This window comes from Paenibacillus sp. GCM10012306, assembly GCF_042649265.1.
Lineage (GTDB): Bacteria > Bacillota > Bacilli > Paenibacillales > Paenibacillaceae > Paenibacillus_AQ.
Genome location: NZ_JBHRYW010000002.1, coordinates 370284 through 386606 on the forward strand (window position 1 = coordinate 370284; position 16323 = coordinate 386606).

17 protein-coding genes are annotated in these 16323 nt (G+C 46.0%); 10 read left to right on the forward strand and 7 right to left on the reverse strand.

Features of this window, described 5'->3' with window-relative positions; genetic code table 11:
- Positions 1-5: 5 nt before the first annotated feature.
- The gene (locus tag ACFORK_RS05350) at positions 6-809 is read right to left on the reverse strand and encodes a lipase family protein (RefSeq protein ID WP_379196424.1); all 804 of its coding nucleotides are present in this window, start codon (positions 807-809) and stop codon (positions 6-8) included.
- 408 nt (positions 810-1217) lie between these two features.
- Between ACFORK_RS05350 and ACFORK_RS05355 the strand changes: the two genes are divergently transcribed.
- Both ACFORK_RS05355 and ACFORK_RS05360 read left to right on the forward strand, forming a co-directional pair.
- Entirely contained in the window at positions 1218-2231 is a 1014-nt protein-coding gene (locus ACFORK_RS05355) for an alpha/beta hydrolase (protein WP_379196426.1), read from the forward strand.
- A 77-nt stretch (positions 2232-2308) separates the two neighbouring features.
- Positions 2309-3526, forward strand: coding sequence for an alpha/beta hydrolase (locus ACFORK_RS05360; RefSeq protein WP_379196428.1), 1218 nt, complete (start codon positions 2309-2311; stop codon positions 3524-3526).
- 48 nt (positions 3527-3574) lie between these two features.
- Here ACFORK_RS05360 and ACFORK_RS05365 read toward each other — a convergent pair whose 3' ends face one another.
- The 5 genes from ACFORK_RS05365 to ACFORK_RS05385 all read right to left on the reverse strand — a co-directional run bounded on the left by ACFORK_RS05365 (position 3575) and on the right by ACFORK_RS05385 (position 8374).
- Entirely contained in the window at positions 3575-4690 is a 1116-nt protein-coding gene (locus ACFORK_RS05365; protein WP_379196430.1) for a GerAB/ArcD/ProY family transporter, read from the reverse strand.
- Positions 4691-4713: 23 nt separating this feature from the next.
- A complete protein-coding gene (locus tag ACFORK_RS05370) occupies positions 4714-4956 on the reverse strand; it encodes a hypothetical protein (protein WP_379196432.1) in 243 nt (80 codons plus the stop codon).
- Positions 4957-4958: 2 nt separating this feature from the next.
- Positions 4959-6131 carry a Ger(x)C family spore germination protein gene (locus ACFORK_RS05375; protein ID WP_379196434.1) on the reverse strand — a complete coding sequence of 391 codons (1173 nt, stop codon included), beginning with the start codon at positions 6129-6131 and terminating at the stop codon, positions 4959-4961.
- A complete protein-coding gene (locus ACFORK_RS05380) occupies positions 6128-7711 on the reverse strand; it encodes a spore germination protein (protein ID WP_379196436.1) in 1584 nt (527 codons plus the stop codon). Before ACFORK_RS05380 ends, ACFORK_RS05375 begins: the two co-directional genes overlap by 4 nt.
- A 75-nt stretch (positions 7712-7786) precedes the next feature.
- Complete coding sequence (locus ACFORK_RS05385) at positions 7787-8374, reverse strand: sugar O-acetyltransferase (protein ID WP_379196438.1); 588 nt, start codon at positions 8372-8374, stop codon at positions 7787-7789.
- A gap of 177 nt (positions 8375-8551) precedes the next feature.
- Here ACFORK_RS05385 and ACFORK_RS05390 point away from each other — a divergent pair, with 177 nt between their 5' ends.
- Both ACFORK_RS05390 and ACFORK_RS05395 read left to right on the forward strand, forming a co-directional pair.
- Entirely contained in the window at positions 8552-9166 is a 615-nt protein-coding gene (locus ACFORK_RS05390; protein ID WP_379196440.1) for a DUF1349 domain-containing protein, read from the forward strand.
- Between the two features lies 1 nt (position 9167).
- Positions 9168-9740 carry a flavin reductase family protein gene (locus tag ACFORK_RS05395; RefSeq protein WP_379196442.1) on the forward strand — a complete coding sequence of 191 codons (573 nt, stop codon included), beginning with the start codon at positions 9168-9170 and terminating at the stop codon, positions 9738-9740.
- Positions 9741-9874: 134 nt separating this feature from the next.
- Here the strand turns inward: ACFORK_RS05395 and ACFORK_RS05400 are convergent, their stop codons facing one another.
- Positions 9875-10828, reverse strand: coding sequence for an SDR family oxidoreductase (locus ACFORK_RS05400; RefSeq protein ID WP_379197112.1), 954 nt, complete (start codon positions 10826-10828; stop codon positions 9875-9877).
- 167 nt (positions 10829-10995) lie between these two features.
- Here ACFORK_RS05400 and ACFORK_RS05405 point away from each other — a divergent pair, with 167 nt between their 5' ends.
- The 6 genes from ACFORK_RS05405 (at position 10996) to ACFORK_RS05430 (ending at position 16314) form a co-directional block, all read left to right on the forward strand.
- On the forward strand, positions 10996-11166 hold the full coding sequence (locus ACFORK_RS05405; protein WP_379196444.1) for a hypothetical protein: 171 nt from the start codon (positions 10996-10998) through the stop codon (positions 11164-11166).
- A 199-nt stretch (positions 11167-11365) separates the two neighbouring features.
- Positions 11366-13006 (forward strand): helix-turn-helix domain-containing protein, encoded by a 1641-nt coding sequence (locus ACFORK_RS05410; RefSeq protein WP_379196446.1) that lies wholly within the window; start codon positions 11366-11368, stop codon positions 13004-13006.
- A 128-nt stretch (positions 13007-13134) separates the two neighbouring features.
- On the forward strand, positions 13135-14133 hold the full coding sequence (locus ACFORK_RS05415; protein WP_379196448.1) for an ABC transporter substrate-binding protein: 999 nt from the start codon (positions 13135-13137) through the stop codon (positions 14131-14133).
- A 24-nt stretch (positions 14134-14157) separates the two neighbouring features.
- A complete protein-coding gene (locus ACFORK_RS05420; protein ID WP_379196450.1) occupies positions 14158-14940 on the forward strand; it encodes a hypothetical protein in 783 nt (260 codons plus the stop codon).
- A gap of 15 nt (positions 14941-14955) precedes the next feature.
- Positions 14956-15543: a GNAT family N-acetyltransferase gene (locus ACFORK_RS05425; protein WP_379196452.1), complete on the forward strand. Its 588-nt coding sequence runs from the start codon at positions 14956-14958 to the stop codon at positions 15541-15543.
- A gap of 297 nt (positions 15544-15840) precedes the next feature.
- Positions 15841-16314 carry an MFS transporter gene (locus tag ACFORK_RS05430; protein ID WP_379197114.1) on the forward strand — a complete coding sequence of 158 codons (474 nt, stop codon included), beginning with the start codon at positions 15841-15843 and terminating at the stop codon, positions 16312-16314.
- Positions 16315-16323: the final 9 nt, after the last annotated feature.

Sequence of the window (16323 nt, forward strand, 5' to 3'; positions counted from 1 at the left end):
ATACATCACTTAACCGGCTGCTCTGTTTTCACCTCAGCGACCGGACAGAAACCCGGATTGGTCATACATAACTCTTCAGCGAACTGGGGCTGGAGCCTGGAGAGTTCTGCAAAATAGCTGCTGATAATATGATTCTCCCCTACAGAACCGTTCTGGAAGGACAGCGAAATTAGGGTCGGAACATGTTTGTAGTAGTACTTTTTTTCCTGTTTGGGCAGCTTGAAGACCGTCGGCGGAGCATAGGTAACGACATCGAAGAGATTGGCATAGCGGGAGCTTTTCCGAACATAATTTGTAAAAGCTTGCACGAACTCAGGATCACCTACACGGGGAGACCCATATGTAAACAGGTTCGGGTTGGTGTGATTTGTGTTTGCCGCAACATCTATAGCACACAAAGTCGCCAGTGCTGCTCCGAGGCTGTGGCCGGTAATGTATAATGCCTTATTTGGAGACAGCTTACTCAGGGCGGAGAGAATTTCCTCGCGGGCCGAAGAATAGATGTTCGTGAAGCCACGATGTGTAAGACAATCTTCCTTAATATAATCGAACTTTACTTGTGTGGCCATGGCATCAGAGATCCAATTGCTCGTCGAACTGGTGCCCCGAAAAGCAACAATAATCGCAGTCGCCGATTCCAGGATAAACCCGAAGCGTTCCCAAACGTTGGTGATAGATTTCGCCTGAATTGTATCAACGACCGAGTAATTCAATGGCACAACAAAGGAACCGTCCTTATTGCTGTACTGGTCATAGGTCTGTTTACAAATGGCAGCCAGAAAGATCGCCCATTGCTCCTGAATATTCATGTACCCATCAGCCTCCCACCTTTCTTTTCTACACTATATTAGCGGGATAAAGGAGAGGTGCCTACGTTGGATTCCATTATATGTTTTGTTTCTACAGGGCAGCCTTAAGGCTGTCTTTTTTGGTGCATCAGTTGGGAATGGAATCGGGCCTGACTGACCCATCTTTGGTCCATCTCCGGGTGGAGGCGGGAAATCATTCTGTGGATGGACTTTAGGCTATCAACATTCCGTTACAATCAGTGTATAGCTTGTCAATAATCATAGAAAAGAGGAACGTTATCCAGAATAAATTATTTAGATGTCAATGCATCAGTCTGCTGTAAGATCTGGTTTGGCTTGTTGAGTTTAGAATTTCTTAAATTCAACATACTGATTAATAACGGATGGTTAGAAAGGAAGGTAACAAATATGCGACGCTTTAAAAAGCTATTGTTGGTTCTACTTTCCATAGTTTGTGTACTGCTGCTCGGTGGAGTGATATATGCGGCAACACCGCTATCGTCCTGCCAATTTACAGATCATGTGGTCTCCGATGTATCCTCTGAAGGTGTGGGGGGAAGCGCGACTGCAACGGGAAATCGGTTAATGAATGAACATGTTCAGTATGTAGAGACTAGTGATCATGTGCGGTTAGCTTATCGTGAATATGCTCCGGCTAAACCGAAGGCAGTGGTGATCTTTTATCATGGTTCAGGTGCTAATAGTGCAGCCGGTTATGAGCCGATTGGAGAAGGTCTGAGTACGAAATATGGTATAGCAACCTACTTACCGGATATCCGGGGACATGGTCTGTCTGAGGGGCCAAGAGGGGACGCGCCGAGTAAAGAACGGGTATACGATGATGTGAATGTGTTAGTTGACAACGCGCATAAAGAATTTCCTGGTTTGCCTGTTTACTTAGGTGGTCATTCCGCAGGAGCAGGGTTGATCGTCAATTATATTAATTCGTCTGCCCACCAGTCAGTGGACGGCTATGTGTTCGTTGCGCCAGACTTTGGACTGCGGTCGAACACAATGTATGAGGGTAATGGTAATTTTGCAACGGTATGTACCAAGGCGTATATCGTCAATGGACTTACAGGAGGATTGTTTAAAGGACATGCTGTAGGGGTGCGTTACAATTATTCTGAAGAACAGTTGAAGTCAGACATTGGATTGGTGCAGAATAACAGCGTCATTATGTCACTGGCCCTGAATCCTCGTCATCCTTCGGAGGAGGTTGCTGCAATCGACAAGCCTTTCGGGTTGTGGGTTGGGGCAGACGATGAGATCATGAATCCGCAGAAGGTTGTTGATTATGCAAGCAATGCCAAGCAGGTAAAGGACCAGTCGTTCACGCAGATTGTGCCTGGCGAAAAACATTTAACCATCCTGAATGATACAGCAGATCTAATAGGTCCTTGGGTGCTTAAAAACCACTAAAGACATTATGGAGAAGGAAATTCGTAGTTTAAAGTTCTATGTTGGTTATATAAAAATTTAGGGTGGAGGCTTAAATTGTGACTACAAACCAAGTGTCTTCTTTATCAATTAAAATACTGCGTTCAATTCTCCTTATTATTGGAGGTTTGGTGAGTATCGTGGTAGTATTTGCTGCCCTCACTCTACTTGTTCCCATTAAAGGGAGTTCATTAATAATCATTGGAATTATGACTTGGTCGGTATTGGGTCCGCTCTTTGTTGTTGCTAGTTTGGCTGTGGTTATCGTTACTTTGGTGTTGCGCAAAAAGGTGAAACGATGGTTTGCGAATACAACCGTTGTTTTGTCCGTGCTCGCGTTATTGTCCTCCAGTGGGATCGTTGGGAATTTTATAAAGGAAACATATGACAATGGCGGCTCGATAAATGTGCTATCGACGATTTGGCCATTCTCGACAAAACCTGCCGTTCCTGATCTCACGGAAACTTATCAGGTGGCTGATGGTAAAGAGCTGAAGGCACTCGTGTATAAGCCTTCAGTCCATACCAATGCAGCACCGGTTATCATGTATATCCATGGCGGTGGTTGGATCAGCGGCCAGGCATCAGATTTGTCTTCCACCATGAGGTGGTATGCAGATCAAGGTTGGCTGGTGGTAAGTGTAGACTATCGATTAGCTACAGATCAATATGCAACATGGGATAAGGCGCCTGCTGATGTTGCGAATGCGCTAGCTTGGGTTTCCAAACATGCAGGAGAATGGGGTGGAGACAATAATAGGTTAATTGTAATGGGAGACTCAGCAGGCGGTAATCTGGCTGTCAACCTCGGTTGGGCGGCAGCAATTAACGAGGCTATGCAAGATCGTCCTGATTCTATAACAAATCCAAAGCCGAAGGCGGTAATCGCTGGATATCCTGTTGTGAATCCCGGTTATTCTTATGACCACGGGCAAAAATGGTGGAATGGTCAAAGTCCAAAGGATTTTACAGCAGATTACATCGGTGGTTCACCTGAAGAGCACCCAGAACGGCTTTCAGCCATCTCCTCATTATCCTACGCATCTCCTTCTGCACCACCTACACTTATAGTTGCAGCAGAAAACGATGACTTTATTCCAGCACAAGGAACTTATGAGGTAGTACAGAAAGCAAAGGATATGGGGGTTAACATAACATTAAGAAAATTCCCATCTACGCATCATGGATTTGATGTAATCCCGGGAACCCTTGGAGACATGGCTAAAAAGTCAGTTGTCACTCAATTTCTAAAAGAACAAGGACTTGGTCCAAATTAAAAGTAAGACCTATTTAGCTAAACAACAGTCTTGGACAAGTAGCCGTTACTATAGCGGTTGCTTGTTCCACCTTTTCAAATGAAATCTAATGAAAGTGACCGCCAGAATCAGAAGAAACGGCAGGACATAAGCCAGATTGTTGAGCAGTGGCCATGTGAGGTTAACGAGCTCCTCAAGTTCAGCCTCCTTGGTATAAGTCGTTACCGATAGCAGCAGGCAGATGAAGGCAACGGGAAAGGCCAGCAGGCGTTCATTTTTCAAGCGGAGAAGGTCTCTAAGGGTTTTTATTAGGATCAGCAGAAGAATTGAGGCTTTGAAATAAAAACCGACGATGAGCGCAAAACCAATGACAGACTCAATCCGTTCAATAATCTCCTGAAAATAGATCAATCTGGCCAACTGGTATAATGAATACTTCAAATCCCCGGAAAGGGGGCCCAGAACCATAATGCTGCTAAGAACTGATGCAATCAACGTCAGGGCGTTGACAATGAGCGCAAAATACATATGCTTGCCGAGCTTGGGCTTGTCTTCACTTTTCACGAACGGCAAAATAATGGAGAATACAATAAGCTCGGAATAGGGAAATCCATAGACGACATAGGCAGCATTGAGGATCGGTCTGATTCCATCAGGCATCACAGGGAGCAAGTATTCCGGGTGATACAAGCCGCTAACGAGAACCCAAACCAGGACGATGCAGCCAAACATCAGCGTTAAGAAAAAAGTAGCCATGCGTGCGATTACTTCAATTCCAGCCAAAGCCGTTAAAGCAATCGTCACAAAGAACATCGTGTTGACGGCATAGGTGGGGGTTTCTTTTAACATCGTAGTTTTGAAAAAGGTTCCAATCTCCAGCACAATCCCCGCGATATTCCAGAATAGTACACATGAAAAAGGAATTAATAGCAGAAGGGTCGGAATGTTGCCTAACACGGAGCGGCTTTGTTCCACTAGTGACAGATTTGGCGCTTTTCGGTTCAAGTAAAGAATGCCAGATAGCAGCAGCATCCCCATCACAGAAGCAATTAGAAGAGAAGTCCAGGCTCCATTGCCGGCAACGTTAGTGAGTGGTGCAGGGACGATGACGATGGAGGAGCCTGTCATGTAGAAGAGGAACAGCATGGACATTTGCAAAGAGCTGATATGTTCTTGTTTTCTCATACGTTCCTCCTGATCCTATAGGCTTATGAATTAACAGGGTTTAGCCAGTGTATGAACTGCCGGGCAGGCCCCCTAAGTACATTGAAGATCGAGTCCAAATTAGGCCATGACTTCGCTGTGACAAAAATAAAAGCCAGGTACAGCAGAGGCACCAGAAAGGCTCCATACACAAGCAGGTCCCGGGCACGGGCTTTTCTGAACTTCGGAAGATCATGCGCAAACATAGCGGAAGCTAACAACAAGACAGTGATGAATTTCCCTGCCACCTCTATTTCTCCTTTGTTCCGAAGATGGTACCTGTATTCATACCGGTACTTAATACTTTGACATTAACTTTGGTCCGGAATTGCATTTGCGCGAGTTTTTGGTCCCAGGTTGGTTTTAGCCGGTTCCAGAGCTTTGGGTTGCGTCTGTAAATCTGATTGCCAATTCCCAGTACATCCACCTTTTTTGTCTTGAAGGTTGTGAGGGTATGTTCCAGTTGCTTCTCAACCTGTTCTTTGATGGTTTGCTCGAAACGGCTCATATCTTTGTTCGTCTTCAAGTGTGAGCAGCTGAGCTCACCGATCGTTCCTTCGAATGCAACATCTACGTCGACAAAGACGTTATCATCCTTCACCGTTGGGGTAAGCTTGCTGCTGAAAGTAAGAACTTCAAGGGATTCATTTTTGTGTGTCTGTTTGCTCGTATGATTCATACAAGGGAATTCCAGTACCCCATACCTGTAACTGCCCGTCAGCATCATGAACGTTTCCGTTTCCAGCTCCCCCAGAGTGCCGACCATTTTACCATTCTGAATTAAAGCGACCCCGGAGACTTTCGCTTCTTGATCTGGACCGCTTTTAACTAGATAAGGAATGGCCGAGGCTTTAGAAGGGCTGCTCAATTGTATAGCCAGATCATACAGTGGAATATCGGAAGTTTTGGCGGAGTAATGGGCGCTGGTTGTCTCCATCTTTTTATACTGTTGACCAATGGTGTTCTCAATAAACGGCTTAGTGTTCAAAAATTGGCTCGCTGACTGCTCGGCAATCAGGGGCAGGATCGTACCACGCGGTTCATGGTCTCTGGAGAAAAAATCAAGAACTTCCCGGATGCTGGAGCTTCTGGCCAATTGCTCCCCGATGAGGATCACGCGCATATGATCCCATTTGGCCTTTCTTCCGAATTTCGCAGGAATCTCCCGTATAGCCTCAAAAAAGGTCTCTCCGCTGGTACGAATATTAGTCCCCTTTGATGCAGAACTAGTCGTATCTCCTCCAGCCTCCATTTTGTTGGAAGGATTATAGAAATGAGTCGTGATCTCAATACGATTGTCTTCGCCTTGGTCTATCGCAATCGCTTGGACATACCCATACTCATCCAACTCGTTATTATCCCAGCATCCGCTAGTCAAGCTGAGCACAAGAAGGGATAGCAGAATGGAAGATAGCCGTCTCATCTGAGCTTGTTCCTTCTCGAAGTCTTTCTATAGAAGTGCCGCCCCCGTGGCGAATGCACCAGTAAGCGTCTAGGGACCACGATAATCGCATCGCGCAGTCTCTTGAGGTCTAGCGGAGCCAAAGAGTCGAGGTACGGCTCTCCCAAAGAGCGCAGTGTCGTCAGATGCAGATAGATCAGGATCACCCCAACCATGATGCCAAGTCCACCGAATGTGGCGGCGAGGAACATTAACGGGAAGCGCAGAATTCGCAGGGCGATCGCCATATTGTATTGAGGAAGCGCAAAAGAGGCGATGCCTGTCAGGGCAACCACAATGACCATAACCGGTGAAGCAATCTGTGATTGTATGGCTGCTTGTCCGATGACCAACGCACCGACGATACTGACAGCCGATCCGATCGGCCTTGGCAAGCGAATCCCCGCCTCCCTCAGAAGCTCGAAGAAAAACTCCATGATTAGGGCCTCAATCAACGCAGGGAACGGAATACCTTCTCTTGTATTAAGGATTGCGAGCAGTAGAACTGTGGGAATGAGTTCAGAGTGAAAGGTGGACAACGCAATATACGTGCTGGGCAGCATCAGCGCCATAATGAAGGCAGCGACCCGAATCAACCGGATTAACGACGAGAAAATCGTCCGATAGTAGTAATCCTCGCTGTTGGTGAAGAATTCCATAAAGTTCGCCGGGCAAATCAGAATTGAAGGGCTCCCGTTAACAATTGCGATGATCTTGCCATCAAGCAGCGCGTTAACAGCGGTATCTGGACGTTCCGTATATCGCACCTGCGGAAAAGGGGAGTAGAGAGAATCATTGATCCACTCCTCAAGATAAGAGACCTCGATAATCTCTTCCTGGACGATACCGTCAATACGTTGTTTGAATTCACTTAACGTCTCAGGTTTCACAACGCCTTCCAGATAGCCATAGGACAACGTTCTTTGAACCTGCTTGCCAGCGGTGAAGAGCTCGAATTTGAGATTAGGGGATTTAATCAGACTTCGAATGACACCGATATTGCGTTCCAGACTTTCTATGAAGCTCACATGGGGGCCCTGGACGGTTGCTTCTGTAATGGGCTCAGAGGCTTGACGCTGTTCTACATCAAGGGCATAATATGCGATTGCTCTTGGCCAGCCATTGAAAAAAATGACGACTTTTCCATCCAGTATGCCGCTAACGACTTGTTGAAAATCATCCATAAGTTCAACGTATGGTGAAGCCACGCCCTTGTTTTCGAAAAAATCGATGACATCGTCAAGGGTCACCGTCGTGGCAGGCCCGAGCTCGTGCGGAACCAGATTTTGCAAGGTATCCTTCACAAAATGAACCAGTGTGGACTTGGTCAAGGTGTCAAAATATACAGAAAAAGCCGCTTGTTCCAGCCCCGGCCCATAGTTCCACGTGAGGATTTTTAAATCGGTGCAGTTCACAAAATACTCTTCTATGGTTCTCAAATTATCTTCCAACATTGAAGAAATGGCAGGGGAGGATGAATCACTGGATGAATGCACACCTTCGGCAGAAGCTGGTGATGAATGATTTGTTGAAGGGATTTTCTGAGTGGTCAGTTTCCGCATGCTGCTCTCCTATCAGGAATAAGATGTTGAAGCATTTACATCTTTTCCCTAAGGAGAGAAAACTATGCGGAAAGGCTACTCTTTCCAATACTTCTTCTTGTCTTCTTCAGTAATGGATCGGATGACCCGGCAAGGATTTCCTGCAGCGATCACGCCAGAAGGAATATCCCGGTTAACTACACTGCCCGCCCCAATGACGGTATTATCACCGATACTTACACCAGGCAAGACCACGACATTGCCACCAAACCACACATTGTTACCCACTGTAATCGGGTAGGCATACTCTAATCCTTGGTTACGTTGCTCCACATCCAGTGGATGCCCGGCGGTATAGAAGCCGCAGTTCGGCGCTATAAATACGTTATCTCCAAATGTCACTTTGGCTGCATCTAAAATAACACAGTTATGGTTGACATAGAAATTGTCACCAATCTCAATGTTGTACCCGTAATCAACCCAGAATGGCTGTTCAATATGAAAGCTTTTGCTGGTTTTTCCTACCAGTTTCTCAATGAGTGCTTTACGTTCAGTCATGTCTGAAGGACGTAAATGATTGTACTCATGGCAGAGATCCTTAGCCCATATGCGTTCCTCCATCAATGCAGAATCATAGTTCGCATCATACAATAACCCGTTTTTTGCTTTTTCTTTTTCGTTCATAAGATCCTCCTGATCCTAAGAATGCTCTGAAATTAACCTTGACTTTTGATAGCACTCTTATTATATTTCTATTATTATAACACTTCTTAAAAATGATTTAAAAAGGTTTGTTACTATGATAACTGCATTCCACAATACCTGCAAGCAAAAAAAACAAGATACAAGGAGATCTAAACAATGACAACGAAAAGAATGGACTGGGATGCTGGGACATGGATCAATGCTCCAGAGTCTACCTATAGAGAAGGAGAATTCCTGAAGGTTATGCCTGAAAAGGGAAGAGACTTCTGGAAGAAGACGCTATATGGCTTCGAATTTGAGGATGGCGCTGCCTTATTGACGGATTGGGAAAGCAGTAACGCGGTAGAGGTGTCGTTTCAACTCGGTTCTTTTAAGGAGCTATACGATCAGGCAGGCATACTGTTGTATCATGGCCCGGGGCAATGGATAAAAGCGGGGATCGAAATCAATGATGGCATCCCCCAGCTATCCGCTGTGGTAACCGATGGCTATTCCGACTGGTCGCTTGCGGCTGTACCCGAATGGGCCGGGGAAGAGGTCACACTGCGCGCTTCGATCATGAAGGATGCTGTGATTATCCGGGCACGGACGGAGAATCACGGCTGGCGTACGATTCGTGTAGCTCGTTTTCCATACGAATCCGGGAACCAGGCCGGTCCTTACACCTGTTCGCCAACCCGTGCCGGCTTTGAAGTCACGTTCACTCGTTGGGACTTCAAAGCACCGGATCAAGACCTGCATGTCGATCCTCCCTTGGAAGGTGGACACTAGGATGAGATTACCGATAAATGAAGCACGCTCATATTCCTATCCAGGGATGGTGGCGATCGTCACCTCGCGTTACAACGGGCAGCAGAATATTATGGCCTCCGGCTGGCATACTTACATAGGATCATCGCCAGGAATCTATGGAATCTCCATTCGCAAGGAGACCTACTCGTACCAGTTGATCCAGCAGAGTGGCGTTTTTGGTGTACATTTTATGCCAGCGAGATGCTCGGAGATGATTCAGGCTGTTGGCACATTCAGTGGGCGAGATATGGATAAGTTCGATAAATTCAAGATCGGTTACGAGGAAGGTCTCAAGGTAGATATTCCTATGCTAACTGAGGCCTACTTTGCCTATGAATGCAAAACTATAAATATCACAACCTATGGGGATCATGAATGGATCGCAGGGGAAATCGTGCAGACCTATCAGGACAAGGAGTGTTTCTTGGAAAATGGGCTACCTGACCTTGCGAAGCTGGAAATTCCACTCTATGTAGGGCGCTCTAGCTATCGAACATTAAATCAAACGACCGAGGAGAAAAACCATCCGTTTTATCTTCATAACAATGCCTGATAAGCTTAAAAAATGAGTCATATAAAATCAGGCCAACTAAAAGAAAAGAATGGACGGGAAATCATCCCCCTCCATTCTTTTTTTAACATCCGATCATAGAGCGTTGTATGAAATTTTGCTGAAGCCACTTAAAGTTAAGAGCTTGTCGCTTGGCCGCCATTCACATGCAGCACCTGTCCGGTCACAAACCGGGAGTCGTCCGAGGCCAGATAGACAAAAGTCGGAGCGACTTCGAACGGCTGCGCAGGACGCTGCATTGGATTGGATGCCGCGTAGGAAGCCACTCTGTCTGCCGTAAAGCTCGAAGCGATAAGTGGGGTCCACACTGGCCCGGGAGCAATGGCATTTACACGAATCCCCTGCTTTGCGACATTGTGTGCAAGGGCGCGTGTGAAGCCGACAATTGCTCCTTTGGTTGCGGAATAGTCAATCATCAGCGTTTCTCCGTTATAAGCGACGACAGAAGTGGTATTAATGATCGAACTGCCAGGCTTCAAATGCGGCAGCGCAGCTCGTGTAGTATAGAAATGCGAATAAATATTGACTTTAAAAGTGTCATCAAACTGTTCATCGGTAATATCTAGCAGGCTGTTCTGCTGGAACTGGATGCCAACATGATTGCACAGAATATCCAGCTTGCCAAAAGTTTTCACGGTCTGTTCGACTATTGCTGCGCAATGCTGCTTATCTCTTACATCCCCGGGCAGGAGCAAGCAGCGCCGTCCTAACTGTTCAATCCTTGTTCCTGTTCGCTGTGCATCCTCATGTTCATCCAGATAGGAAATCGCGACATCGGCACCTTCTTTGGCAAAAGCTATGGCCGCTGCTGCTCCCATGCCACTATCTCCCCCAGTGATGAGCGCAACCTTATTTAACAGCTTTTCGCTACCTTTATAATTAGGATTCTCCACCAGTGGCAGAGGCACCATCAGTCGCTCCAGACCCGGCTGGCGAAGCTGTCGCTGCTCCGGCATATTGAGCGGTACCTCTTCATATTTTGTGATCCTCCCGTAATTGGGAAACAGAGGGTAGGGCTCTGTTTTTAAGTGAGCCGCAAAATATCGCTGGGCCTGCTCCAATTGCTCCATCTTCTGTTTATTGTCCATTGTTGCCTCCCGAATGAATTCATACATCATCTTATGTGCAATAGGCATTTGTGGTGATCTCATCCCATTGTTGAAAATATTCGAAGTACTGGCTCAGATCGAGCAGCGCCTACGTACATTGGTAACAAAAAAGCATGCCAGGAGGACCTATGATCTCTTATTATTTTAGCCCGCAGGTGTATTATTTGCTCATACAGCATGACAATGGCTATGTAGATATGCACTACGCTTCGAACCATTCATGGCCAGCACCCGTCATTGAGCTTAGACCGCCTTATTATACTAATCCGCAAATCGTCCTTAATTACCCGTTGATCTGAGTACCCCGAGCAGCGATTCTAGCAAAGAAGTTCCTTGCTCCGCGCAAGAATAACCTGATTCAGTTACGATACCCTCGTGCTGAATCAGGTTATAGATTGCTGAAGTATATTTATAAAATAGATGTTGGTACATACAAATTGCGATGCTAAACATTGTGGGCTAAAATGTGGATAGCTAGAATGAGGGCGGTGGAAATGCTTGGTTGAGATAGATAACAATGTTAGATCTAAAGATTATGTAGCACTGGACGGGCTGTGCTTCAAGCTTCGAGAGATGGAGCATATTAAGCATCAAGCGAACCATTGGGAGCTACGGCTGCAATTTATTGAATCCCATATGATTCTTGTGGCGGCAAGCGGTCAAGGCTGGCTAACCATTGATGGAAAATTCACCGAGCTTCGACAAGGCAGCGTGTATGTATGTGCGCCAGGCCAATTGGTGGAAGCGGCAGTGAACACTCTTGATGAGCGAGGATTCTATCATATTCGATTTGATGTTATGGAAGACGATGGGTCTTCAGGCCACTCCATGCAGATTATTACGAGGAATAGCCCGTTTCCCGCCAAAGGGGAAGTTATCGTTACCTCACCGGTCTCTGTCCATACGCTGTGCGATGCGATTTGCCAAAACATACAGGATGAAGATCGCCTGAGACGGTTTCGCGGCCAGATCCTTTTTCTAGAATTGCTTCATACGATCCTGCAGGATGCGCATCCTGTAGAGGGTAATGATTCAGAGACGGCGCTGGAATTTGTTAAAGAGTATATCGAGCGGCATTATCAGCAGGAACTCACAATCGATCATTTGGCTAAAGTGGCGGGAATTAGTACCCGTCATTTTATGCGTTTATTCAAAAAAAAATATGGCTACAGCGCGATCGACTATTTGGCCGTGTATCGAATAGAACGGGCACAACAGCTGATGCGATCAGGTGGGCAGCATCGTCTGCGGGATATTGCCCGGCATGTAGGCTACCACGATGATATTTATTTTCGGCGCAAATTCAAACAGATCTCAGGTGTGCCACCAGCCACATTTATAAAGAATAGCAGGGAAAAAGTAGTAGCCTATGATTTTCCCAATATTGGGCAATTGATTGCGCTCCAAATGAATCCGTTCGCCGCACCAGCTGATCACCCATGGACGGATTATTACAGGCGAAAATACCAGATGGATGCCCTGCTGCCACTAAGTTCAAATCCATCGATCAAGAGAGAAGAAATTCGCCAAGCTAAGCCTGATTTCATTATTGGTGTCGACATTCTGGTCTCTCCGGAGGAGCAGGACTTGTTGAAAGGCATCGCACCAGCCTATTTTGTACCGTGGATGGACAATGATTGGCGTACCCATTTACGCCTGATTGGGCATTTTCTGGACAAAACCGTAGCAGCGGAGACGTGGCTGGAGAAATATGATCGAAGGGCCCTTTTTGTCAGGGAGCAAGTGAAGCACGTATTCAAGGAGGACAGTCTCCTCATTCTGAGAATCACCGGTGATCGCTACAATGTTTTGGGCAAAAGAAGCCTAGCCACGGTATTCTATGATGATTTGCAAGTCGCGCCTGTGCAAGGAGTCGATCTGTTGAGAACCGATCAGCAGTTAACGCCGAATGGACTGGCAGATTTAGACCCAGACCGTTTATTACTGATTGTAGATGAGGATACTCAGTCGCAATTAAGCTGGCGGGCACTCATGAATTCTACGCTATGGAGGGATCTCAAAGCCGTTACGAGCAGCAAGGTAGACTTCCTGCCATCTTATCCTTGGGTTGAGTATACGGCATTCACCCATGAGCTAGTGCTGGATGAAGTATTAAAAATTTGGCGGGATCGTGCATAGAAAAAAGTCGCTATCGTCAATATTCCACAAATACAAATTCCTCTATACTCCTAATATATGATAATGATAATCAATTTTAATTAGAGATTGTCATCCAACCATCAAAATATCAGGAGGGTCATCGAAGAATGAAGCAGCAACGCAGTCTGATCACAGGATTAATCCTCGTATTGCTAGTCATGTTCAGCACAGCATGCGGAACCAATAAAGCAGATCATGCTGGCAACGCCGTTAACGTGGGAAATACAGCAGTGAATGCTCAAAAAGCGAATGAAGCAACTACAGGTGAACAGCGTGTGATTACAACTCTAAAGGGAGACCTGAGTATTCCAACAGATCCGAAACGGGTCATTGGACTTTCAGTTGTCTACCCAGAGTTTTTATATGCACTTGGCGTAACACCGATTGCGGTCCAAAACTATCATCCGGAATTTCCTTCTTATTTAAAAGAACCGTTCAAAGATACGCTGAAGATGGGCATTGGCCAAACTCCTAATTTTGAAGCCATTCTGTCTTCTGCGCCGGATTTGATTATTGCTCCTACATGGTGGTCCGATAAAGATTATGATCAGCTCTCTAAGATCGCACCAACGGTGCTGTTGCCACAGCGCGATGATTGGCGTGATGAGTTACGGGATATCGCCGGGGTTCTCGGCAAAACCGAAGTAGCGGATAAAGTCATTCAGGATTTGCAGACAAAAGAAGCTGCAGCCAAGGAGAAACTCCAGACTCTAGCTGAAGACGAGACCGTGTTGTACATGATGATCATGGCGAAGGAAATCGTTATTTATGGCGAAAAAAGTGATCGGGGCAGCTTCATCCATAAGACACTAGGTCTAAAGCCGATTAAAGAATACCCTCAGGACGAGATCAGCCTATCCATTTCATTGGAAAAAATACCGCAATATAATCCCGACCATCTCATCTTGCAGTTAGATGATGACTCCAGTGAAGAAGTACGCAATAGATATAATGACATGCTCAGCAGCTCTTTGTGGAAGAACATGACCGCTGTGAAGAAAAATCAGGTGCACATGATGGGAGGCAAGGAGTGGTTCAGTCTGGGGATGTCTCCACTTGCAGACAATCATGCTATTGACGACGTTATTCATGCTTTTGAACAATAGACATTAATCATGGGAGTGGAGGCAATGGGCACGGTTGATTTTCAACAATTGGAAGAGAAGTTCTCCCTGACTTTGGGTGAGCTTGAGAACACCGTGCTTTCTATCCCTGCGAGCGATTTACTAATAGCCGAACATATGCAACACCTAATCGACACCTACGGCTCGCTCATCAAAGCTAGAGAACCTGCTGCTGCGGCAGCTTTTTTTGTTAGCTGGTTCGCGGGTATATGCGGGGCAATGCAACACATGCTGTACCTGGGCAATGAAGTCCTTCTGGATTTGTCATTGTCTAATTTGACCGTACAATTATACGTAGATGGACAGTATCCCCTTTTTTCATTTAAAATCAATGAAACGCGATTTAGCGAGGTTCCGTTAGCGGACCCTGAGGAAGGGCACAAGAGAACGCTGCATATTTTTTACAAGGAACAGATAACGCCTGTGATTCAACTACTATCCGGGCTGGTTCCGATCCATGCTGCTGCATTATGGGGACAGATTGGTAATGCGTTATATGCTCAACTGGAAGAAGAGCTGGCCCAAGCTTCGGATGAAGAAAGTGGAAATCGAATCGTTTATTTTTATGAATGGCTAACACAAGATATCGATCCCAGCGCGTTCGGTCTCCGCAACAACCCGTTTAACAGGAAACCGAGATTTATTGAACACCCTAGTATCCCTGATCGCAAAATAAGGATGAAAACCGCCTGTTGTCTGGCTTATTGCTTGGATGGCGACTTTGGCTACTGTTACGAATGTCCGCGGTTAAAGGAGAAGGATCGGGAATTCATGAGAACGAATAAGTAATAATGGTATGAATGAGTGTTAGAAGAAAATGATGAAGAGGTGCCGAGCATAGTGACGCATAATAATCAACTAACCATAACCCGACTCACGCAAGCTGATTTACAATCTGCATTTGAACTTTTTACAGCCTCAATTACAAACACTTTTGAAAAAGAAGGAATAATGCATTTAACGGATAATCTACACAGTGAAATTGAAGTGAAACAACAGAAGGCTCTGGCATCTCTGGCGGAGCATTCAGATGTCTATTTTCTTGTTGCTAAAATCAACGAAATGGTCGTGGGTACGATTTCTTATGCCCCCTGTGGGGAGGTTATTCGCGCATTATCTGACAATCAGCTAGATGATGTGGGCGAACTGGGCAGTCTATATGTATTGCCAAGCTATCAAGACCAAGGTGTGGGTTCGGCATTAATTAAGGAATTAATAACTTATCTGGCGTCACAAGGGACGGAGCAATTTTGTCTGGACAGTGGCTACAGCAGCGCGCAGTCGAGATGGAAGCGGAAATTCGGAGAGCCTTACAAGGTTGCAGTTGACTACTGGGGCCCTGGTTCTGCGCATATGGTGTGGTTGTGTCAGGTGGGTGATTTTGTAGAATGAGTTAGCGGGCTAACACGTACATACAGCTATACATATGAAAAAGGTGGTTCCAATCCGGAATCATCTTTTCGCATTTCATTAGGAGGGGAGCCACGTTCCCATTGTTCACGCTCCCGCTTGTAGCATTCAAACCATACCCAAAAAGTAGCCACCAGCTGCCCCGCAAACGATAACAATCCACGGTGGCAATTTCCAGAAAACGAGAGGTAAGGATCTCTTCTCTTGACGTGCTCTTTTTTTCATCTCTGAGCGTGTCTTCTGACAATTCGCTAGCAGTAATCCTTATAAAAAAAGAGCATAAGGTCTGACCGTTACGGTTCCTATCGTCTGATGCTCATGGGACTTGGCTGTATGTGGAGTGGGTTCATTCTATTGTTAATATACCTAGGGAAGATGCCGATGTATGGTATGTTTGCGATGTTATCTCTTATTGGTCTCGGCATGGGGCTCATTGCTTCTCCGAATAATAGCTTTATTATGCAGCGGACACCTGCAGAGCATGTGGGCTCGATTGGAGGACTGATCGCGTTAACCCGCAATGCGGGCATGGTCTTCGGATCGGCGCTTGGACTTGGCGTGGTGAGTGGAGAAACGGGGCAGGACAATAAGCTGGAAGCGTTCAAATTGGTGTTCGAGATTAATATTTTCATCTGTCTCGCCGTTATTGTCATGCTGGTCGGCATTAACAGATGGATACTACTTCGATCCATTAAACGGTTATCTGGCTGGTCCTTGCTCCAGCGGCCGAGTGCTGGTAGTGTTTTTTTATAAGAGTTTTGT

Coding starts and splice junctions, on each gene's coding strand:
- ACFORK_RS05350 (WP_379196424.1), bottom strand. CDS start 809: ATGAATATTCAGGAGCAATGGGCGATCTTTCTGGCTGCCATTTGTAAA.
- ACFORK_RS05355 (WP_379196426.1), top strand. CDS start 1,218: ATGCGACGCTTTAAAAAGCTATTGTTGGTTCTACTTTCCATAGTTTGT.
- ACFORK_RS05365 (WP_379196430.1), bottom strand. CDS start 4,690: ATGAGAAAACAAGAACATATCAGCTCTTTGCAAATGTCCATGCTGTTC.
- ACFORK_RS05375 (WP_379196434.1), bottom strand. CDS start 6,131: ATGAGACGGCTATCTTCCATTCTGCTATCCCTTCTTGTGCTCAGCTTG.
- ACFORK_RS05380 (WP_379196436.1), bottom strand. CDS start 7,711: ATGCGGAAACTGACCACTCAGAAAATCCCTTCAACAAATCATTCATCA.
- ACFORK_RS05385 (WP_379196438.1), bottom strand. CDS start 8,374: ATGAACGAAAAAGAAAAAGCAAAAAACGGGTTATTGTATGATGCGAAC.
- ACFORK_RS05390 (WP_379196440.1), top strand. CDS start 8,552: ATGACAACGAAAAGAATGGACTGGGATGCTGGGACATGGATCAATGCT.
- ACFORK_RS05395 (WP_379196442.1), top strand. CDS start 9,168: ATGAGATTACCGATAAATGAAGCACGCTCATATTCCTATCCAGGGATG.
- ACFORK_RS05400 (WP_379197112.1), bottom strand. CDS start 10,828: ATGGAGCAATTGGAGCAGGCCCAGCGATATTTTGCGGCTCACTTAAAA.
- ACFORK_RS05405 (WP_379196444.1), top strand. CDS start 10,996: ATGATCTCTTATTATTTTAGCCCGCAGGTGTATTATTTGCTCATACAG.
- ACFORK_RS05415 (WP_379196448.1), top strand. CDS start 13,135: ATGAAGCAGCAACGCAGTCTGATCACAGGATTAATCCTCGTATTGCTA.
- ACFORK_RS05420 (WP_379196450.1), top strand. CDS start 14,158: ATGGGCACGGTTGATTTTCAACAATTGGAAGAGAAGTTCTCCCTGACT.